This is a genomic window from Sphingomonas sp. CCH21-G11, from assembly GCF_001555965.1.
Taxonomy (GTDB): Bacteria; Pseudomonadota; Alphaproteobacteria; order Sphingomonadales; family Sphingomonadaceae; genus Sphingomonas.
In genome coordinates, this window is record NZ_LSHX01000054.1 from 66,350 (window position 1) to 80,107 (window position 13,758).

Genomic DNA, 13,758 nt, shown 5'->3' on the forward strand with positions numbered 1-13,758 from the left:
GCCTTGGCTGAAATGACCGCGTCGCCTCGCTGCGGCCGCAGCGCGGGTGCGGCCGCAGCCTGCGCCTGACGCTGCGCCGTGCTGCCCGTCGTATCGCTCCTGCTGCTCCTCGCCATCTATGGCGCGCTGATCCGACGGTCGCCGCGGCCGCGACTATTCGGGGCGGGGCCGCACGCGGTCTATCGTCGATGGCTCGCGCGCACGCCGGTGCTGCTTGGCGGCGGGACCGTGCTTGCGCTGATCCTGCTCGGCCGTACCGACGCGCTTGACGCCATGCCGCCGGAGTTCCTGCCCGCCGCCGATCTGGTCGTCTCCACGATCGGCGGCTACCTCGACGCACCGTCCTTCGCGCCGATGATCGTCGTCGCGCTCGTCGCCGGCGGCGGGCTCGGCGCGATCCTCGACGCGTGGCGACGCCGGCGCGGCAAGGGCCCGGTGATGCTGGGCGACATCAGTGCGATCCAGCCCCGGGCCTGGCACGACTATGCCCCCGCGGCGCTGGTCGGCAGCATTGCCGGTGTGGTCGAGGAAGCCTTCTTCCGCCTCGCCCTGCCGCTCGCGATCGTGCTGGCCAGCGGATCGGTGCTGGTCGCGCACGCCGTCGCGCTCGGCCTGTTTGCCGCCGCGCACCGTTATCAGGGCTGGGGCGGCATCGCCGGCTCGCTGGTGATGGGGCTGGTCATGGCCGTGCTCTATCTGGCGAGCGGCGCGCTGTGGCTTGCCATGCTCGTCCATGCGCTGGTCAACCTCAACGCGCTCATCCTGCGCCCGGCCCTGGCGCGGGTTCAGCTTTTCAGGCGATAGCCGGTCCGGAAGATCCAGGTGATCACGCCCAGGCACAGGGCGAGGAAGCCCAGCGTGAAGGCGAGGCTCCAGCCGATCTCGACATCGCCCTGGTCGAAAAAGCTCCAGCGAAAGCCGCTGACCAGATAGACGACGGGGTTGAACAGGCTGACCGTCCGCCACGGCTGGGGCAGCATGTCGATCGAGTAAAAGGCCCCGCCCAGAAAGGTCAGCGGGGTGATCAGCAGCGCCGGCACGAAATTCAGCTGCTCGAAGCCTTTCGCCCAGATGCCGATGATGAAGCCCGCCAGGCTGAACGCGACCGCGGTCAGCACGAGGAACAGGATCATCGCGACCGGGTGGCTGATGGGCAGTTCGGTGAACAGGCTGGCGGTCGCCAGGATGATCAGCCCGATGATCACCGACTTGGTCGCCGCCGCACCGACATAGCCGATGACCAGTTCGACGGGCGAGATCGGCGCGGACAGGAGCTCGTAGATCGTGCCGGTGAATTTGGGGAAATAGATGCCGAACGACGCGTTGGTCAGCGACTGGGTCAGCAGCGTCAGCATGATCAGCCCGGGGACGATGAACGCGCCATAGCTGACCCCGTCGACCGACTGCATCCGCGATCCGATCGCACCGCCGAACACGATGAAATAGAGCGACGTGGTGATGACCGGGGTGACGAGCGACTGCCACAAGGTGCGCTGCGCCCGCGCCATTTCGAAGCGATAGATCGCAATTACGCCGCGCGGATTCATGGGCGCGCCTCCCGCTGTTCGGCGACAAGGCCGACAAAAATGTCCTCGAGCGAGCTCTTCGACGTTTCGAGATCGGTGAAGGCGATGTCCAGATCGCTCATCCGCCGCAGCAGCGACGGGATGCCGGTGCGTTCGGCGCGCGCATCGAAGCGATAGCGCAGGCGATGGCCGTCATCGGCGAGCGCGAGCTGCCATTCGCCGAGCTCGGGCGGCACCGTCTGCATCGGCTCGCTCAGCGCGATGTTCAGCTCGCGCGTGCCGAGCTTCGCCATCAGCTCGGCCTTGTCCTCGACCAGCAGCAACTCGCCGTGATTGATCACGCCGATACGGTCGGCCATTTCCTCTGCCTCCTCGATATAATGGGTGGTGAGGATGATCGTGGTACCCTTCTCGCGCAGCCGGTGGACCAGCCGCCACATGTCGCGGCGCAGCGCCACGTCGACGCCCGCGGTGGGTTCGTCGAGGAACAGCAGCTCGGGTTCGTGCGCGAGCGCCTTGGCGATCAGCACGCGGCGCTTCATGCCGCCCGACAGCTCCATGATCTTCGACTTGCGCTTGTCCCACAGCGACAGGTCCCTGAGCACCTGTTCGAGATAGGTGTCGTCGGGTGACTTGCCGAACAGTCCGCGGCTGAAGCGGATCGTCGACCAGACCGTTTCGAACATGTCGACGGACAGTTCCTGGGGCACGAGGCCGATCATCGCGCGCGCCCGGCGATAGTCGCTGAGCGCATCGACGCCGCCGACCCGGATCGTCCCCGACGTCGGCGTGACGATGCCGCAGATGATGCTGATCAGCGTCGTCTTGCCCGCACCATTGGGGCCGAGCAGCGCGAAGATCTCGCCGCGCCGGATGTCGAGATCGACGGCGGCCAGCGCGCGATGGCCCGAGGCATAGGTCTTGCCGACCCCGGCGAGCGACAAAATGGGTGGCATAAGCGGGGTCCCTGGGGAAAATGGGTGGGGACGAGATGGCTGGGCCAAGCCCGCTCATCCTGAGTAGCCATTGAGCTTGTCGAAATGGCGAATCGAAGGACGCGCGCGCCGTCCGTCCTTCGATACGGGCCTTCGCCAGTCTCAGTCCCTACTCAGGAAGAGCGGTTCGGGTTTGAACTCAAGCGATATAGCTAGGGTAACCTAACCACGATCGCAATGACACTCAGCGCGGCGCGCGCGCCGCCGCGACGGCGTCGCGAAGTCCCTCGAAGGTCTGGACGCCGGAAAGCACGCGGTCGCCGACGACCCAGGCCGGGGTGCCCGAGACGCCGAGCTGGCGCGCGATCGCGAGGTTGTTGGTGAGCTCGTTCTCGACCGCGGGGGACAGGCGCACGCGCTCTGCGCGCGCTAGGTCGAGGCCGGCGGTGCGCGCGGCCGCGGCAACCGATCCCTCGCTGACCTGGCCGGCGGCGAACACCGCATCGTGAAAGCCGCGATATCTGCCCTGCTCGGCTGCGGCCAGCGCCCATTCGGCGGCGACGCGGCTCTGCGCGCTCAGCACCGGCAGTTCGCGATAGACGATGCGAACCTTGGGATCGGTCGCGATCAGCTGCGCGATCGCGGGCAGGCTGGCGCGGCAGAAGCCGCAGGCATAATCCATGAATACCGCGACGGTGACGTCGCCCTGCTTCGCGCCCGCTGCGGCACCGGCGAAGGCGGTAGTGATCGCCCCGCGGTTCGCCGCGACCTGACGCGCGGTCTCGCGCGCCTGCAGCCGCTCCAGCGCCTCGGGTATGACTTCGGGATTGGCGAGGAGATAGCTGCGCACCGCCGCGCCGTCGGTCGCCCCGGAAGCAGCGGTTGCGCCGCCGATCCAGGGGCGCGCGGCGGCAAACAGCCCGGCGCCGACCGCGCCGGACAGGATCATCAGGGCAATGAGCACCAGCGGGTTGCGCATCAGGCGTTCCATTCGATCGGCGCTTTCATCGATTACCGGCGCAGCAGTTCGGGGCGATCCGCGAGCACGGACCGCGTGGTGATCAGGATGTCCTGGGCACGCAGCCAGTCGTTCGACCCCTGGGGCAGGCCGGCGACCGCGGCACTGGCACTGCGCATCGCGGTCGCGAAGTCGCCGGTGATGCTCGCCCGCTCGGCGGTGGCGAGCGCGGTCCGCGCGGTATCGCCCTTGCGCGCATAGACGGTGCCGAGCTGAAACCAGGCAAAGGGGTTTTCATTGTCGCGGTTGACCGCCAGGCGCAGGACCGCCTCGGCCTCGTCAAGGTTTGCCGGGTTCTCCGTCGCGATCAGCGCATGTCCGAAGGTCGTCGCGATCAGCGGGTTGCTGCGCGTTCCGTCGGTCGCGGCGCGCAGCGGGACGAGCGCCTGCACGGGCTTGCCCGATTCGAGCAGGATCTGGCCCTCGAGCTCGAGGAAATAGGGATCGTTGGGGGCGAGCGCGATCAGGGCGTCGGTCTCCGCCTCCGCCTGCTTGGGATAGCCCGACTTGTGCCAGGCATAAGCGCGGGCGTAGCGCGCCGGCACGCTCGTGTCGCTGGCGGGATACATGCGCAGCGTGTCCTGGGGATCGTTGACATAGCCGCGCAGCTTCGCCTGGACGCGGCGAAAGCGCAGCTCGAGCGCGGGATCGCTCGGCTTGTTGAAATTGGGCGAGGCGGTCAGCTCGTCGGTCAGGAAAGCGAGGCGCTGGCCGGTGAGCGGGTGGGTGCGCTCATAGGCGTTGTTCTGCGGAATCGCGAGGCGATATTCGAGGTTCTGGAGCCGCTTGAAGAATTCCAGCATTCCCCGGCCGCTGATCCCCGCGCCGTTCAGGAAGCGCACGCCGGCGGCGTCGGTCTGCGCCTCCTGCTGACGCGAATAGGCCAGGTAGCTGCCGATCGCGGCGCGCTGGCCCGCCGCCAGGATACCCGCGCCCGCCTCGCCCGCGCCGGCTGCGATCGCGGCCACGCCCAGCGCCAGGCTGAGCAGTGAAATGCCGGTCGCACCCTTGGCGATCTGGCCCTGCAACGGCACGTGACCGCCGACGACATGGCCCAGTTCGTGGGCGATGACGCCCTGGATCTCGTTGCTGCTTCCCGCCGCGTCGATCAGTCCGCTGTGGATGTAGACCGCCTGTCCGCCCGCGACGAACGCGTTGATCTCCTTTGAATTGATCAGGATGATCCGGACATTCTGGGGCGACAGTCCCGCCGCCTCGATCAGCGGGCGGGAAATGTCGTTCAGATAGGCTTCGGTTTCCGCATCGCGCAGGATCGACTGCGCCCGCGCCGGCAGCGCCGCCACCAGGCACGCCATCATCAGCATCAGGGCGAAACGCTTGAACCAGGCCATCGACCGCTACCTTATCGTGCGGGGCTGCGCACGTCACGCCCGCGTTCGGCGCGGCGGCATGAACGGGCGCTGAAGCCCGTCAATGCCGCCCGATCGCACGCGTTCGAGCGCCCGCGGCAATCACGCACCAAAGGTGCGCTGCCACCAGCCGCGCCGGGGCGGGCCGCTCGCCATGGCCGCTTCGACCGTTTCACCCGCACCGTCGGCGGCTTCCGCATCGACCGGCGCGGGATCCGTCGCCGGTTCGGTCGTCGCCGGCTCCGGTTCCGCCGGGGCGTCGGCAACGGGCGCGGCATCCGCCTTGCGGCGCGTGCGCCGCGCCTTGGGCTTCGCGGCGGCTTCCGCCTCGGCCACCGGCGTTTCGGCTGCCGGCACCGCCGGCTCGACCGATTCGGCGGGTTCCGCTGCCTTGCGCCGGGTACGACGCGCCTTGACCGGTTCGGCCGGCGGGTCGAGCGTCGTCGGTTCGGCCGTTGCCGGCGCTTCCGATACAGGTGCCGCGGCGACCGTCTCGACCGACACCGTCTCATCGGCGATGTCGGCCTTGGTGGTCCGGCGGCGGCTGCGCTTGGGTTTGGCCGGCGCGTCCATCGGCGCGATCGGCGCTTCCGCGTCCACCTCGGCTTCGTCGGCTTCGTCGGTCTCCGCGGCGGTCATCGGTGCGGGCGCATTGTCGGTGTCGGCGACGATCGCGTCGCCGCCCTCCGGTCGCCGTCCGCCGCGACGGCCGCGACGACGGCGCTTGCGACGCTCGCTGGCTTCGGCGCTTTCGGCCTGGCCCGTCGCCTCGCGCTCGTCGCGGGGCATCTCCTCGCCGCCATCCGCGTCTTCGGCATCGTCACGATCGCCGGACCCGCGATCGTCGGACGTGCCGTCCGCTTCGAGCTCGCCATCCTCCCGATTGCGGCCGCGCCGTCCCCGGCGGCGGCGGCGGCGGCGGCGCGCGCCGTCGGCCTCGCTCTCCCCGGCGTCGCGGCGCGGCTGCGCCTCGCGGGCGGCGGGTTCGTCCTCCTCCTCGAAATCCTCCTCGACCTCGGGATAGTCGTCGTCCTCGACATCGTCCGCGATCGGCTCGAACTTCGGCGTAAAGGCGGGCGGCGGGCCCGACGCCTCGACCGACATCCGCGCGCCTTCCAGCTCGCCGTCGGTCGCGACCTCGATCGACACGCCATAGCGCAGCTCGATCTCCGCCAGCTCGCCGCGCTTCTTGTTGAGCACGTAGAGCGCGGCTTCCTGGCTGGCGCGCAGCGTCAGCTGGCTGCCGCGGCCGCGCGCCGCCTCGTCCTCGATCAGCCTCAGCGCCGACAGCCCGGCCGACGACGCGGTGCGGACCAGGCCGGTGCCCTCGCAATGCGGACACTGGCGGGTCGATGCTTCGAGCACGCCGGTGCGCAGCCGCTGGCGGCTCATCTCCATCAGCCCGAACGAACTGATCCGGCCGACCTGGATGCGGGCGCGATCGTTCTTCAGCGCCTCCTTCATCGCCTTTTCGACCTTCCGGACGTTCGATCCGTGGTCCATGTCGATGAAGTCGATGACGACCAGGCCCGCCATGTCGCGCAGGCGCAACTGGCGCGCGATTTCCTGCGCGGCTTCCAGATTGGTCTGGGTCGCGGTCTGCTCGATATTGTGCTCGCGCGTCGAACGGCCCGAGTTGATGTCGATCGACACCAGCGCCTCGGTCGGGTTGATCACCAGGTAGCCGCCCGATTTCAGCTGGACGACCGGATGGTACATCGCCGCCAGCTGGTCCTCGACATGGTGACGCTGGAACAGCGGCACCGCGTCGGCATATTGCTTCACCCGCCGCGCGTGGCTCGGCATCAGGAGCTTCATGAACTCCTTGGCCTGGCGATAGCCCTCCTCGCCCTCGACGATCACCTCGTCGATGTCGCGGTTGTAGATGTCGCGGATGGCCCGCTTGATCAGGTCGCTGTCGCCATAGACCAGCGCGGGCGCGGAGGATTGCAGCGTGGTTTCGCGGATGCCGTCCCACAGCCGCGCCAGATAATCGAAATCGCGCTTGATCTCGACCTTGGTGCGCTGAAGCCCGGCGGTGCGGACGATGCAGCCCATCGTCGGCGGCAGCTGCAGGTCGGCCATGATCGACTTCAGCCGCTTGCGGTCGCCGGCGTTGCTGATCTTGCGGCTGATGCCGCCGCCATGCGCGGTGTTGGGCATCAGCACGCAATAACGCCCGGCAAGGCTCAGATAGGTGGTCAGCGCCGCGCCCTTGTTGCCGCGCTCCTCCTTGACGACCTGGACCAGCAGCACCTGGCGGCGGCGGATCACGTCCTGGATCTTGTAGCGACGGCGCAGGTTCATGCGCCGCTGGCGCAGCGCCTCCACCGCGTCATCGCCGCCGTTGCGGCCGCGCCGGCGGGGTCCGCCCTCGTCGCCCGCTTCGCCATGTTCGTCGTCGTGGTCGGCATCGTCATGGTCGTGATCGGCATCGGCGCGCTCGTCGTCGTCGCCGTCGTGATCGTCGTCGTCGCCTTCCTCGGCCGCGCGCAGCGCCGCTTCCTCGGCGGCATGCTCGGCTTCCTCGCGCAGCAACGCTTCGCGGTCTTCCTTGGGGATCTGGTAATAATCGGGATGGATTTCACTGAACGCCAGGAAACCGTGGCGATTGCCGCCATAATCGACGAACGCCGCCTGCAGCGAGGGTTCGACGCGGGTTACCTTGGCGAGATAGATATTGCCCTTGAGCTGCTTGCGCTCGGCGGATTCGAAGTCAAACTCCTCGATCCGGTTTCCCTTGACGACCGCGACCCGGGTTTCCTCCCGGTGGCGAGCGTCGATCAGCATACGCGTGGTCATTATGATGTCTCCGGCCGCGCCGGCCCGCGATACGCGCGGACGCGCGGCGATAAAGGCGGGTCGAGCGGGCCGGATTGGCACCGCCGCCGCGGATTTCGCTAATTGCTTCTGCGCGCCCGGCACGGCCGGACCAGTGGTCCGGCGCCTCCACCATCGCCTGCTCCCGGCCGGATAGGGCCGTTTCGAGCAGATCGAGGGAAAATTGCCACATGCGCGCGTCAACCTGATGAACCGGGAACTAAGGTGCGCGATCGCGCGGCCCCGGCGAAACGACCGGGATCATCCCCAGTCGGTCACCTAGGTAGCATCGCGTCGCGCACGCGGCAACACCGCTGGCACGGCAAGTTTTCCGCGCCATTCGCATGCCCCACGGGCATCGTTACGCAATAAAGCTGGACCGGTGCGGGATCGCCCGGCCATATCGCCCGGGTGAGCGCGCTGATGGCACTGATCGCCGCCTGGTGCTGGGGCATTCCGGGCTGGGCGGGGTTGATCGACGGGATGGAAATCGCGCCCGGCCGGCTGATCGTGCGTGCCGATGCGCGACTGGGCGCGGGTCCGGCGATCGCGATCGACATCGATGCTGGGGCCGGGGCGATCCGCGCCCGGCCGCCCGGCCTCGCGCCGCGCACCGAGCTGCGCGTCACCGTCGTCCCGACCGCGGATGCGCGCTTTGCCCGTGCGCTGGCGGAACGGCGCGCCGGCTTGCTGCCGCCGTTCAGCTATGTCGCCGCCGCCGCGGTGCCGCCGGAGCGGGTGCGCATCGCGCTGCCGCCCGCGCGGCCCGCGCCGCCGCTGCCCACGGTCGCGGGTGGCGATCCGACCCGGCCGCTCGTCGTGATCGATCCCGGCCATGGCGGCCACGATCCCGGCGCGGTTTCCGATGGCCTGCGCGAAAAGGACCTGACGCTGGCGATCGCGCGCGCGATCCGCGACCGGCTGGTCGCGGACGGGCGGGTGCGCGTGGCGTTGACGCGCGACGACGACCGCTTCCTCGTGCTTCAGGAACGTTATGGCATCGCACGGCGCCTGCGCGCCGACCTGTTCGTCTCGATCCATTGCGACAGCGCGCAGTCGACCGCCGCCAGCGGCGCGAGCGCCTACACGCTGTCCGAAGTCGCCTCCGACAAGGAGGCTGCACGGCTGGCCGCGCGCGAAAACCGCGCCGACCTGCTCGCCGGCGTCGATCTCGACGGGGCGCAGGCGGATGTGTCCTCGATCCTGATCGACCTCGCCCAGCGCGAGACGATGACCGCGTCGGCCGGTTTCGTCGACCTGCTCGCGCGCGCGCTGGCCGACCGGGTGCCGATGCGCGCCCGTTTTCACCGCATGGCTTCGCTGGTCGTGCTCAAGGCGCCCGACCTGCCCTCCGTCCTGTTCGAGGCGGGCTATGTCTCCAATCCCGCCGATGCCGAACGGCTGGCGTCGCGGGCCGGACAGGACGGAATTGCCGCCGGCATGGCCCGGGCGGTCGAGGTGCATTTCGCGCGGCGGCTGGCGTCGCAACCCCGCTGAGCTGCGATCCGGCCGGTCGGGCCGGCTTGACGCTGGCACCGGAAATGATTCCTGCTAGAACGCGCGGCGATGACCGTTCGTGATGCGTCCGCCGAAGAATTGCTGCTGAGGCCCGATGCCGGTTCCGCCGGCGGGTGGCGCGCGACGTTGGGCCGGTGGCGCGGGCGCTGGTGGTTTCGCCTGATCGCCTGGGTGGCGCTGGTCGCGGGGCTGGGCGTGCTGGCGCTGTGGCTGCTGATCGGCCGCGACCTGCCGTCGGTCGATGCGCTGCGCACCTATGAACCGCCGCTGCCCACCAATGTGCGCGACATCGCCGGCGAGCCGATCCACTCCTATGCGCGCGAACGGCGCGTCGAGCTGGCGTTCGACGAATATCCCGACCTGCTGGTCAAGGCCTATCTGGCGGCGGAGGACCGCACCTTTTTCGAGCATGGCGGGGTCGACTATCCGGGCATCGTCGCCGCGCTGATCACCAATCTGCGCAGCGACGGCCGTCCCGTCGGCGCGTCGACGATCACGCAACAGGTGGCCAAGAACCTGCTGCTCACCAACGAGGTAAGCTATGTCCGCAAGGCGCGCGAGGCGCTGCTCGCCTATCGGATCGAAGACACGCTGACCAAGCAACAGATCCTCGAGCTTTATCTCAACCAGATCTTCCTCGGCCGCAACGCCTATGGCGTCGAAGCCGCGGCCGATGCCTATTTCGGCAAGCCGCTGTCCGAGCTCACCCTCCCGCAGTTCGCCTATCTGGCGATCCTGCCAAAGGGGCCGTCCAACTACGATCCGGTGCGCAACCATGATCGGGCGCTCGCCCGGCGCAACTGGGTGCTGGGCGAAATGCGGCGCAACGACTTCATCACCGAGGCGCAGTATCGCGAGGCGGTGGCGACGCCGCTCGTCACCTTTCAGCGCGGCGCGCGCCCGCCGCTGCCATCGGGCGGCTATTTCATCGAGGAAGTGCGTCGCGAGCTGCTCGAACGCTTCGGACAGGACAGCAAGGACGGTCCGCACAGCGTCTATGCGGGCGGGCTGTGGGTGCGCACGTCGCTCGATCCGGCGCTGCAGGAATATGCCGCCCAGGCGATGCGCGACGGGCTGATCCGGTTCGAACGCGGGCGCGGCTGGTCCGGGCCGATCGCGACGGTCGATTTTGCGGGCGACGACTGGCGGGGGCCTTTCGCGGCGACCAACATTGCGCTGACCTATCAGGACTGGCGCGCCGCCGTGGTGGTGGCAAGGGACGCAGGGGCAGCGACGATCGGCTTCACCGACGGGCGGACGGCCACACTGGCGCGCAGCGACGCGGCGATGCCGGTGCGCGGCCGCGGCGGGGCGGCCTTTGATGCGCTGAAGCCAGGCGACGTCATCGCGGTGGCGCCCGCCGCCGGCGGCTTTGCCCTGCGGTCGATTCCGCGCGTGTCGGGCGGGATGGTCGTCGAACAGCCCGCGACCGGCCGCGTGCTGGCGATGCAGGGCGGGTTCGATTCGCGCATCCAGGCGTTCAACCGCGCGACCCAGGCGATGCGTCAGCCGGGATCGACGATCAAGCCGGTGGTCTATACCGCCGCGCTTGAAGCGGGGCTGACCCCGGCGTCGATCATCGTCGACGGGCCGTTCTGCGTCGACCAGGGCGCAGGGCTGGGGGTCAAATGCTTCCGCAACTTCGGCAATGCGCGCTCGGCGGGGCCGCGCACGCTGCGCTGGGGCATCGAACAGTCGCGCAACCAGATGACGGTGCGCCTGGCCGCGCAGACCGGCATGGACCGCGTGACCCAGGTGATGAAAACGCTGGGGGTCGGGGAATATCCCCGCTATCTCTCCTTTGCCCTGGGCGCGGGCGAGACGACCGTCATGCGCATGGTCAACGCCTATGCGATCCTGGCCAATCAGGGCCGGGCGCTGCGACCGACGCTGATCGATTATGTCCAGGACCGGCGTGGCCGGGTGATCTGGCCCGAAAATTGGCGCCCCTGCGCGCGCTGCAACGCGGACGACTGGGACGGTGGCCCGATGCCGCGTCCGCGCACCCGCGCGCGCCAGCTGGTCGATCCGGTCAGCGCATACCAGATGGTGCATGTGATGGAGGGTGTGATCGAACGCGGCACCGCGACGACGCTGCGCGACCTGAAACGCCCGATCATGGGCAAGACCGGCACGTCGAACGGCCCGCGCGACGTGTGGTTCATCGGCGGCACGCCCCAGATGATCGCGGGGCTGTATCTCGGTTACGATTCGCCCGCCAATCTCGGCGGCTACGCCCAGGGTGGGACGATCGCTGCGCCGATTTTCAAGGCGTTCGCGCAAAAGGCCTATGCCGGGTTGCCGGTGCTTCCCTTCCGCGCGCCGGCGGGCACGCGCATCTCGCGCGTCGACCGGGCGAGCGGGCGGCCGGTGACGGGCTCCTGGCCGGCCACCGGCGATCCCAAGCCGGCGGTGATCTGGGAAGCGTTCAAGCCGGAAAGCGAGCCGCTGCGCACCGCGCGTCGCACCGAACGCGCCGCGCGCCCGGTCGAGAAGGCCGCCGAAACGCCCGCCGCGCGGGCCCGCGACAGCGACTTCTTGCAAAGAGAGGGCGGAATCTACTAGCCCGCGCCGGTTCCGGGCATGCGTCCGCCATGGCCACCATCCGGACCGTGGCGGTTTTTTGGAGACAGTGAATGCGCGCCGAAGCGCAGGGACATATCGAGACGATCCGGGACGCCTTGGCCTTGTTGCGCCGCTTCCTCGACTGGGACCGTGCGTTGCGCCGGCTGGACGAGCTCAACGCGCGGGTCGAGGACCAGAGCCTGTGGGACAATCCCAAGCTTGCCCAGGACGTGATGCGCGAACGCCGCCGCCTGGACGAGGCGATCGGCGCGACGCGGGCGATCGAGCAGGAACTGTCCGACACGGTCGAACTGATCGAAATGGCCGAGGCCGAGGGTGACGACGCGATGGTCGACGAGGGCGTCGCCGCGCTCGGCCAGCTGGCGGTGCGCGCCGATGCCGACAAGGTGAAGGCGCTGCTGAACGGCGAGGCCGACGCCAACGACACCTATATCGAGATCAATTCGGGCGCGGGCGGCACCGAAAGCCAGGACTGGGCCGAAATGCTCCAGCGCATGTACACGCGCTGGGCCGAGCGGCGCGGGATGAAGGTCGAGCTGATCGACTATCATGCCGGCGAGCAGGCCGGGATCAAGTCGGCGACGCTGCTGGTCAAGGGCGAGAACGCCTATGGCTATGCCAAGACCGAAAGCGGCGTTCACCGCCTGGTGCGGATCAGCCCCTATGACAGCTCGGCGCGGCGCCACACCAGTTTCTCGTCGGTGTGGGTCTATCCGGTGATCGACGACAATATCGAGGTCGAGATCAACGAAAGCGAGCTGCGCATCGACACCTATCGCGCGTCGGGTGCGGGCGGGCAGCACATCAACACGACCGACTCGGCGGTGCGCATCACCCACCTGCCGACCGGCATCGTCGTCCAGTGCCAGAACCAGCGCAGCCAGCACAAGAACAAGGCGGAGGCTTATAACCAGCTGCGCGCGCGCCTTTATGAGCGCGAGCTGGCGGAGCGCGAGGCGGTGGCCAATGCCCAGAACGCGACCAAGACCGACATCGGCTGGGGCCACCAGATCCGTTCCTATGTCCTCCAGCCCTATCAGCTGGTGAAGGACCTGCGCACGGGCATGACCTCGACCAGCCCGGGCGACGTGCTCGATGGCGATCTCGACCCGTTCATGGCCGCCGCGCTGTCGCAGCGCGTGACCGGCGAGAAGGTCGAAGTCGAGGATGTCGACTAGCGTGCGCCGCGGTCCGCCCGGCCCGGCCGCCGTCGCCCGCCTTGTCGGGCTCGCGGCGCTGTGCCTGGTGGCGGGGTGCGAGGCGCGGACCAACGCCGCCGATGAGCTCAAGGCGGACGATGCCGGTCCCTTTCCTGCCGCCGACCGTCCGGTCGCGTCGATCGTCTCGACCCGCTGGTCGACCGAAGAAGCGCGCGACCGGGTCAACGAAGCCGACCGGGTGATGGACCGCGCGGGCATCCGCCCCGGCATGACGGTGGCGGATATCGGGGCGGGCGAAGGCTATTATACCATCCGCCTGGCGCAGCGCGTCGGCGCGGACGGGCGCGTGCTGGCGGAGGACATCATTCCCGCCACCCGCGACGCGCTGGCCGAACGTGTGACGCGCGAGCGGCTCGACAATGTCAGCGTGCGCCTGGGCCTGCCCGCGGATCCGCGCCTGCCCGAAAACAGTTTCGACCGCATCCTGATGGTCCACATGTACCATGAGATCGAGGAACCCTATGCGTTCCTGTGGCGGATGCGCCCGTCGCTGCGCCCCGACGGCCGCGTGATCGTGGTCGATGCCGACCGCCCGACCCAGAATCACGGCACCCCGCCCGCGCTGCTGCGCTGCGAATTCGCGGCGGTCGGCTATGCGCTGGTCGACCTTCAGCCGATGGCGTCGGCGGGCGGATACATGGCGACGTTCCGCGTTGCCGGCCCGCGTCCCGACCCCGCCGCGATCAAGGCATGCCGGATGCCGGGGCAGGGCAGGGTACCGCAGGGGAGCTAGGGCGGGCAGTGGCCCCGGCCTTCGGGGTTCCC

The 13,758-nt window shown here is 69.0% G+C and carries 10 protein-coding genes; 5 read left to right on the forward strand and 5 right to left on the reverse strand.

The genetic code is table 11. The annotated features are described in order from the left end of the window. The first annotated feature begins 78 nt into the window (after nt 1-78). Entirely contained in the window at nt 79-804 is a 726-nt protein-coding gene (locus AX676_RS14945; RefSeq protein ID WP_066483523.1) for a CPBP family intramembrane glutamic endopeptidase, read from the forward strand. Here AX676_RS14945 and AX676_RS14950 read toward each other — a convergent pair. From AX676_RS14950 to AX676_RS14970, 5 genes are all read right to left on the reverse strand, one after another. Further along, nucleotides 786-1,547: an ABC transporter permease gene (locus tag AX676_RS14950; protein ID WP_066483525.1), complete on the reverse strand. Its 762-nt coding sequence runs from the start codon at nt 1,545-1,547 to the stop codon at nt 786-788. The two genes, AX676_RS14945 and AX676_RS14950, sit on opposite strands and share 19 nt — an antisense overlap. After that, the gene (locus tag AX676_RS14955) at nt 1,544-2,482 is read right to left on the reverse strand and encodes an ABC transporter ATP-binding protein (protein WP_066483527.1); all 939 of its coding nucleotides are present in this window, start codon (nt 2,480-2,482) and stop codon (nt 1,544-1,546) included. Before AX676_RS14955 ends, AX676_RS14950 begins: the two co-directional genes overlap by 4 nt. Nucleotides 2,483-2,705: 223 nt before the next feature. Beyond that, a complete protein-coding gene (locus AX676_RS14960) occupies nt 2,706-3,452 on the reverse strand; it encodes a DsbA family protein (RefSeq protein WP_066483528.1) in 747 nt (248 codons plus the stop codon). A gap of 20 nt (nt 3,453-3,472) precedes the next feature. After that, nucleotides 3,473-4,831 carry a M48 family metalloprotease gene (locus AX676_RS14965; RefSeq protein WP_082731156.1) on the reverse strand — a complete coding sequence of 453 codons (1,359 nt, stop codon included), beginning with the start codon at nt 4,829-4,831 and terminating at the stop codon, nt 3,473-3,475. 120 nt (nt 4,832-4,951) lie between these two features. Beyond that, nucleotides 4,952-7,651 carry a ribonuclease E/G gene (locus AX676_RS14970; protein WP_231726033.1) on the reverse strand — a complete coding sequence of 900 codons (2,700 nt, stop codon included), beginning with the start codon at nt 7,649-7,651 and terminating at the stop codon, nt 4,952-4,954. 441 nt (nt 7,652-8,092) lie between these two features. Between AX676_RS14970 and AX676_RS14975 the strand changes: the two genes are divergently transcribed. The 4 genes from AX676_RS14975 (at nt 8,093) to AX676_RS14990 (ending at nt 13,726) form a co-directional block, all read left to right on the forward strand. Then, on the forward strand, nt 8,093-9,166 hold the full coding sequence (locus AX676_RS14975; RefSeq protein ID WP_082731165.1) for an N-acetylmuramoyl-L-alanine amidase family protein: 1,074 nt from the start codon (nt 8,093-8,095) through the stop codon (nt 9,164-9,166). A 69-nt stretch (nt 9,167-9,235) separates the two neighbouring features. Next, nucleotides 9,236-11,752, forward strand: coding sequence for a penicillin-binding protein 1A (locus AX676_RS14980; protein ID WP_066483531.1), 2,517 nt, complete (start codon nt 9,236-9,238; stop codon nt 11,750-11,752). A gap of 71 nt (nt 11,753-11,823) precedes the next feature. Next, a complete protein-coding gene (gene prfB / locus AX676_RS14985) occupies nt 11,824-12,951 on the forward strand; it encodes a peptide chain release factor 2 (protein ID WP_066483534.1) in 1,128 nt (375 codons plus the stop codon). Beyond that, nucleotides 12,941-13,726 carry a class I SAM-dependent methyltransferase gene (locus AX676_RS14990; protein ID WP_082731155.1) on the forward strand — a complete coding sequence of 262 codons (786 nt, stop codon included), beginning with the start codon at nt 12,941-12,943 and terminating at the stop codon, nt 13,724-13,726. Before prfB ends, AX676_RS14990 begins: the two co-directional genes overlap by 11 nt. Nucleotides 13,727-13,758: the final 32 nt, after the last annotated feature.

Bases quoted from the DNA above. Each gene is read 5' to 3' on its own strand.
- AX676_RS14950 (WP_066483525.1), bottom strand. From the start codon at position 1,547: ATGAATCCGCGCGGCGTAATTGCGATCTATCGCTTCGAAATGGCGCGG.
- AX676_RS14955 (WP_066483527.1), bottom strand. From the start codon at position 2,482: ATGCCACCCATTTTGTCGCTCGCCGGGGTCGGCAAGACCTATGCCTCG.
- AX676_RS14960 (WP_066483528.1), bottom strand. From the start codon at position 3,452: ATGGAACGCCTGATGCGCAACCCGCTGGTGCTCATTGCCCTGATGATC.
- AX676_RS14965 (WP_082731156.1), bottom strand. From the start codon at position 4,831: ATGGCCTGGTTCAAGCGTTTCGCCCTGATGCTGATGATGGCGTGCCTG.
- AX676_RS14970 (WP_231726033.1), bottom strand. From the start codon at position 7,651: ATGACCACGCGTATGCTGATCGACGCTCGCCACCGGGAGGAAACCCGG.
- AX676_RS14975 (WP_082731165.1), top strand. From the start codon at position 8,093: ATGGCACTGATCGCCGCCTGGTGCTGGGGCATTCCGGGCTGGGCGGGG.
- AX676_RS14980 (WP_066483531.1), top strand. From the start codon at position 9,236: ATGACCGTTCGTGATGCGTCCGCCGAAGAATTGCTGCTGAGGCCCGAT.
- prfB (WP_066483534.1), top strand. From the start codon at position 11,824: ATGCGCGCCGAAGCGCAGGGACATATCGAGACGATCCGGGACGCCTTG.
- AX676_RS14990 (WP_082731155.1), top strand. From the start codon at position 12,941: ATGTCGACTAGCGTGCGCCGCGGTCCGCCCGGCCCGGCCGCCGTCGCC.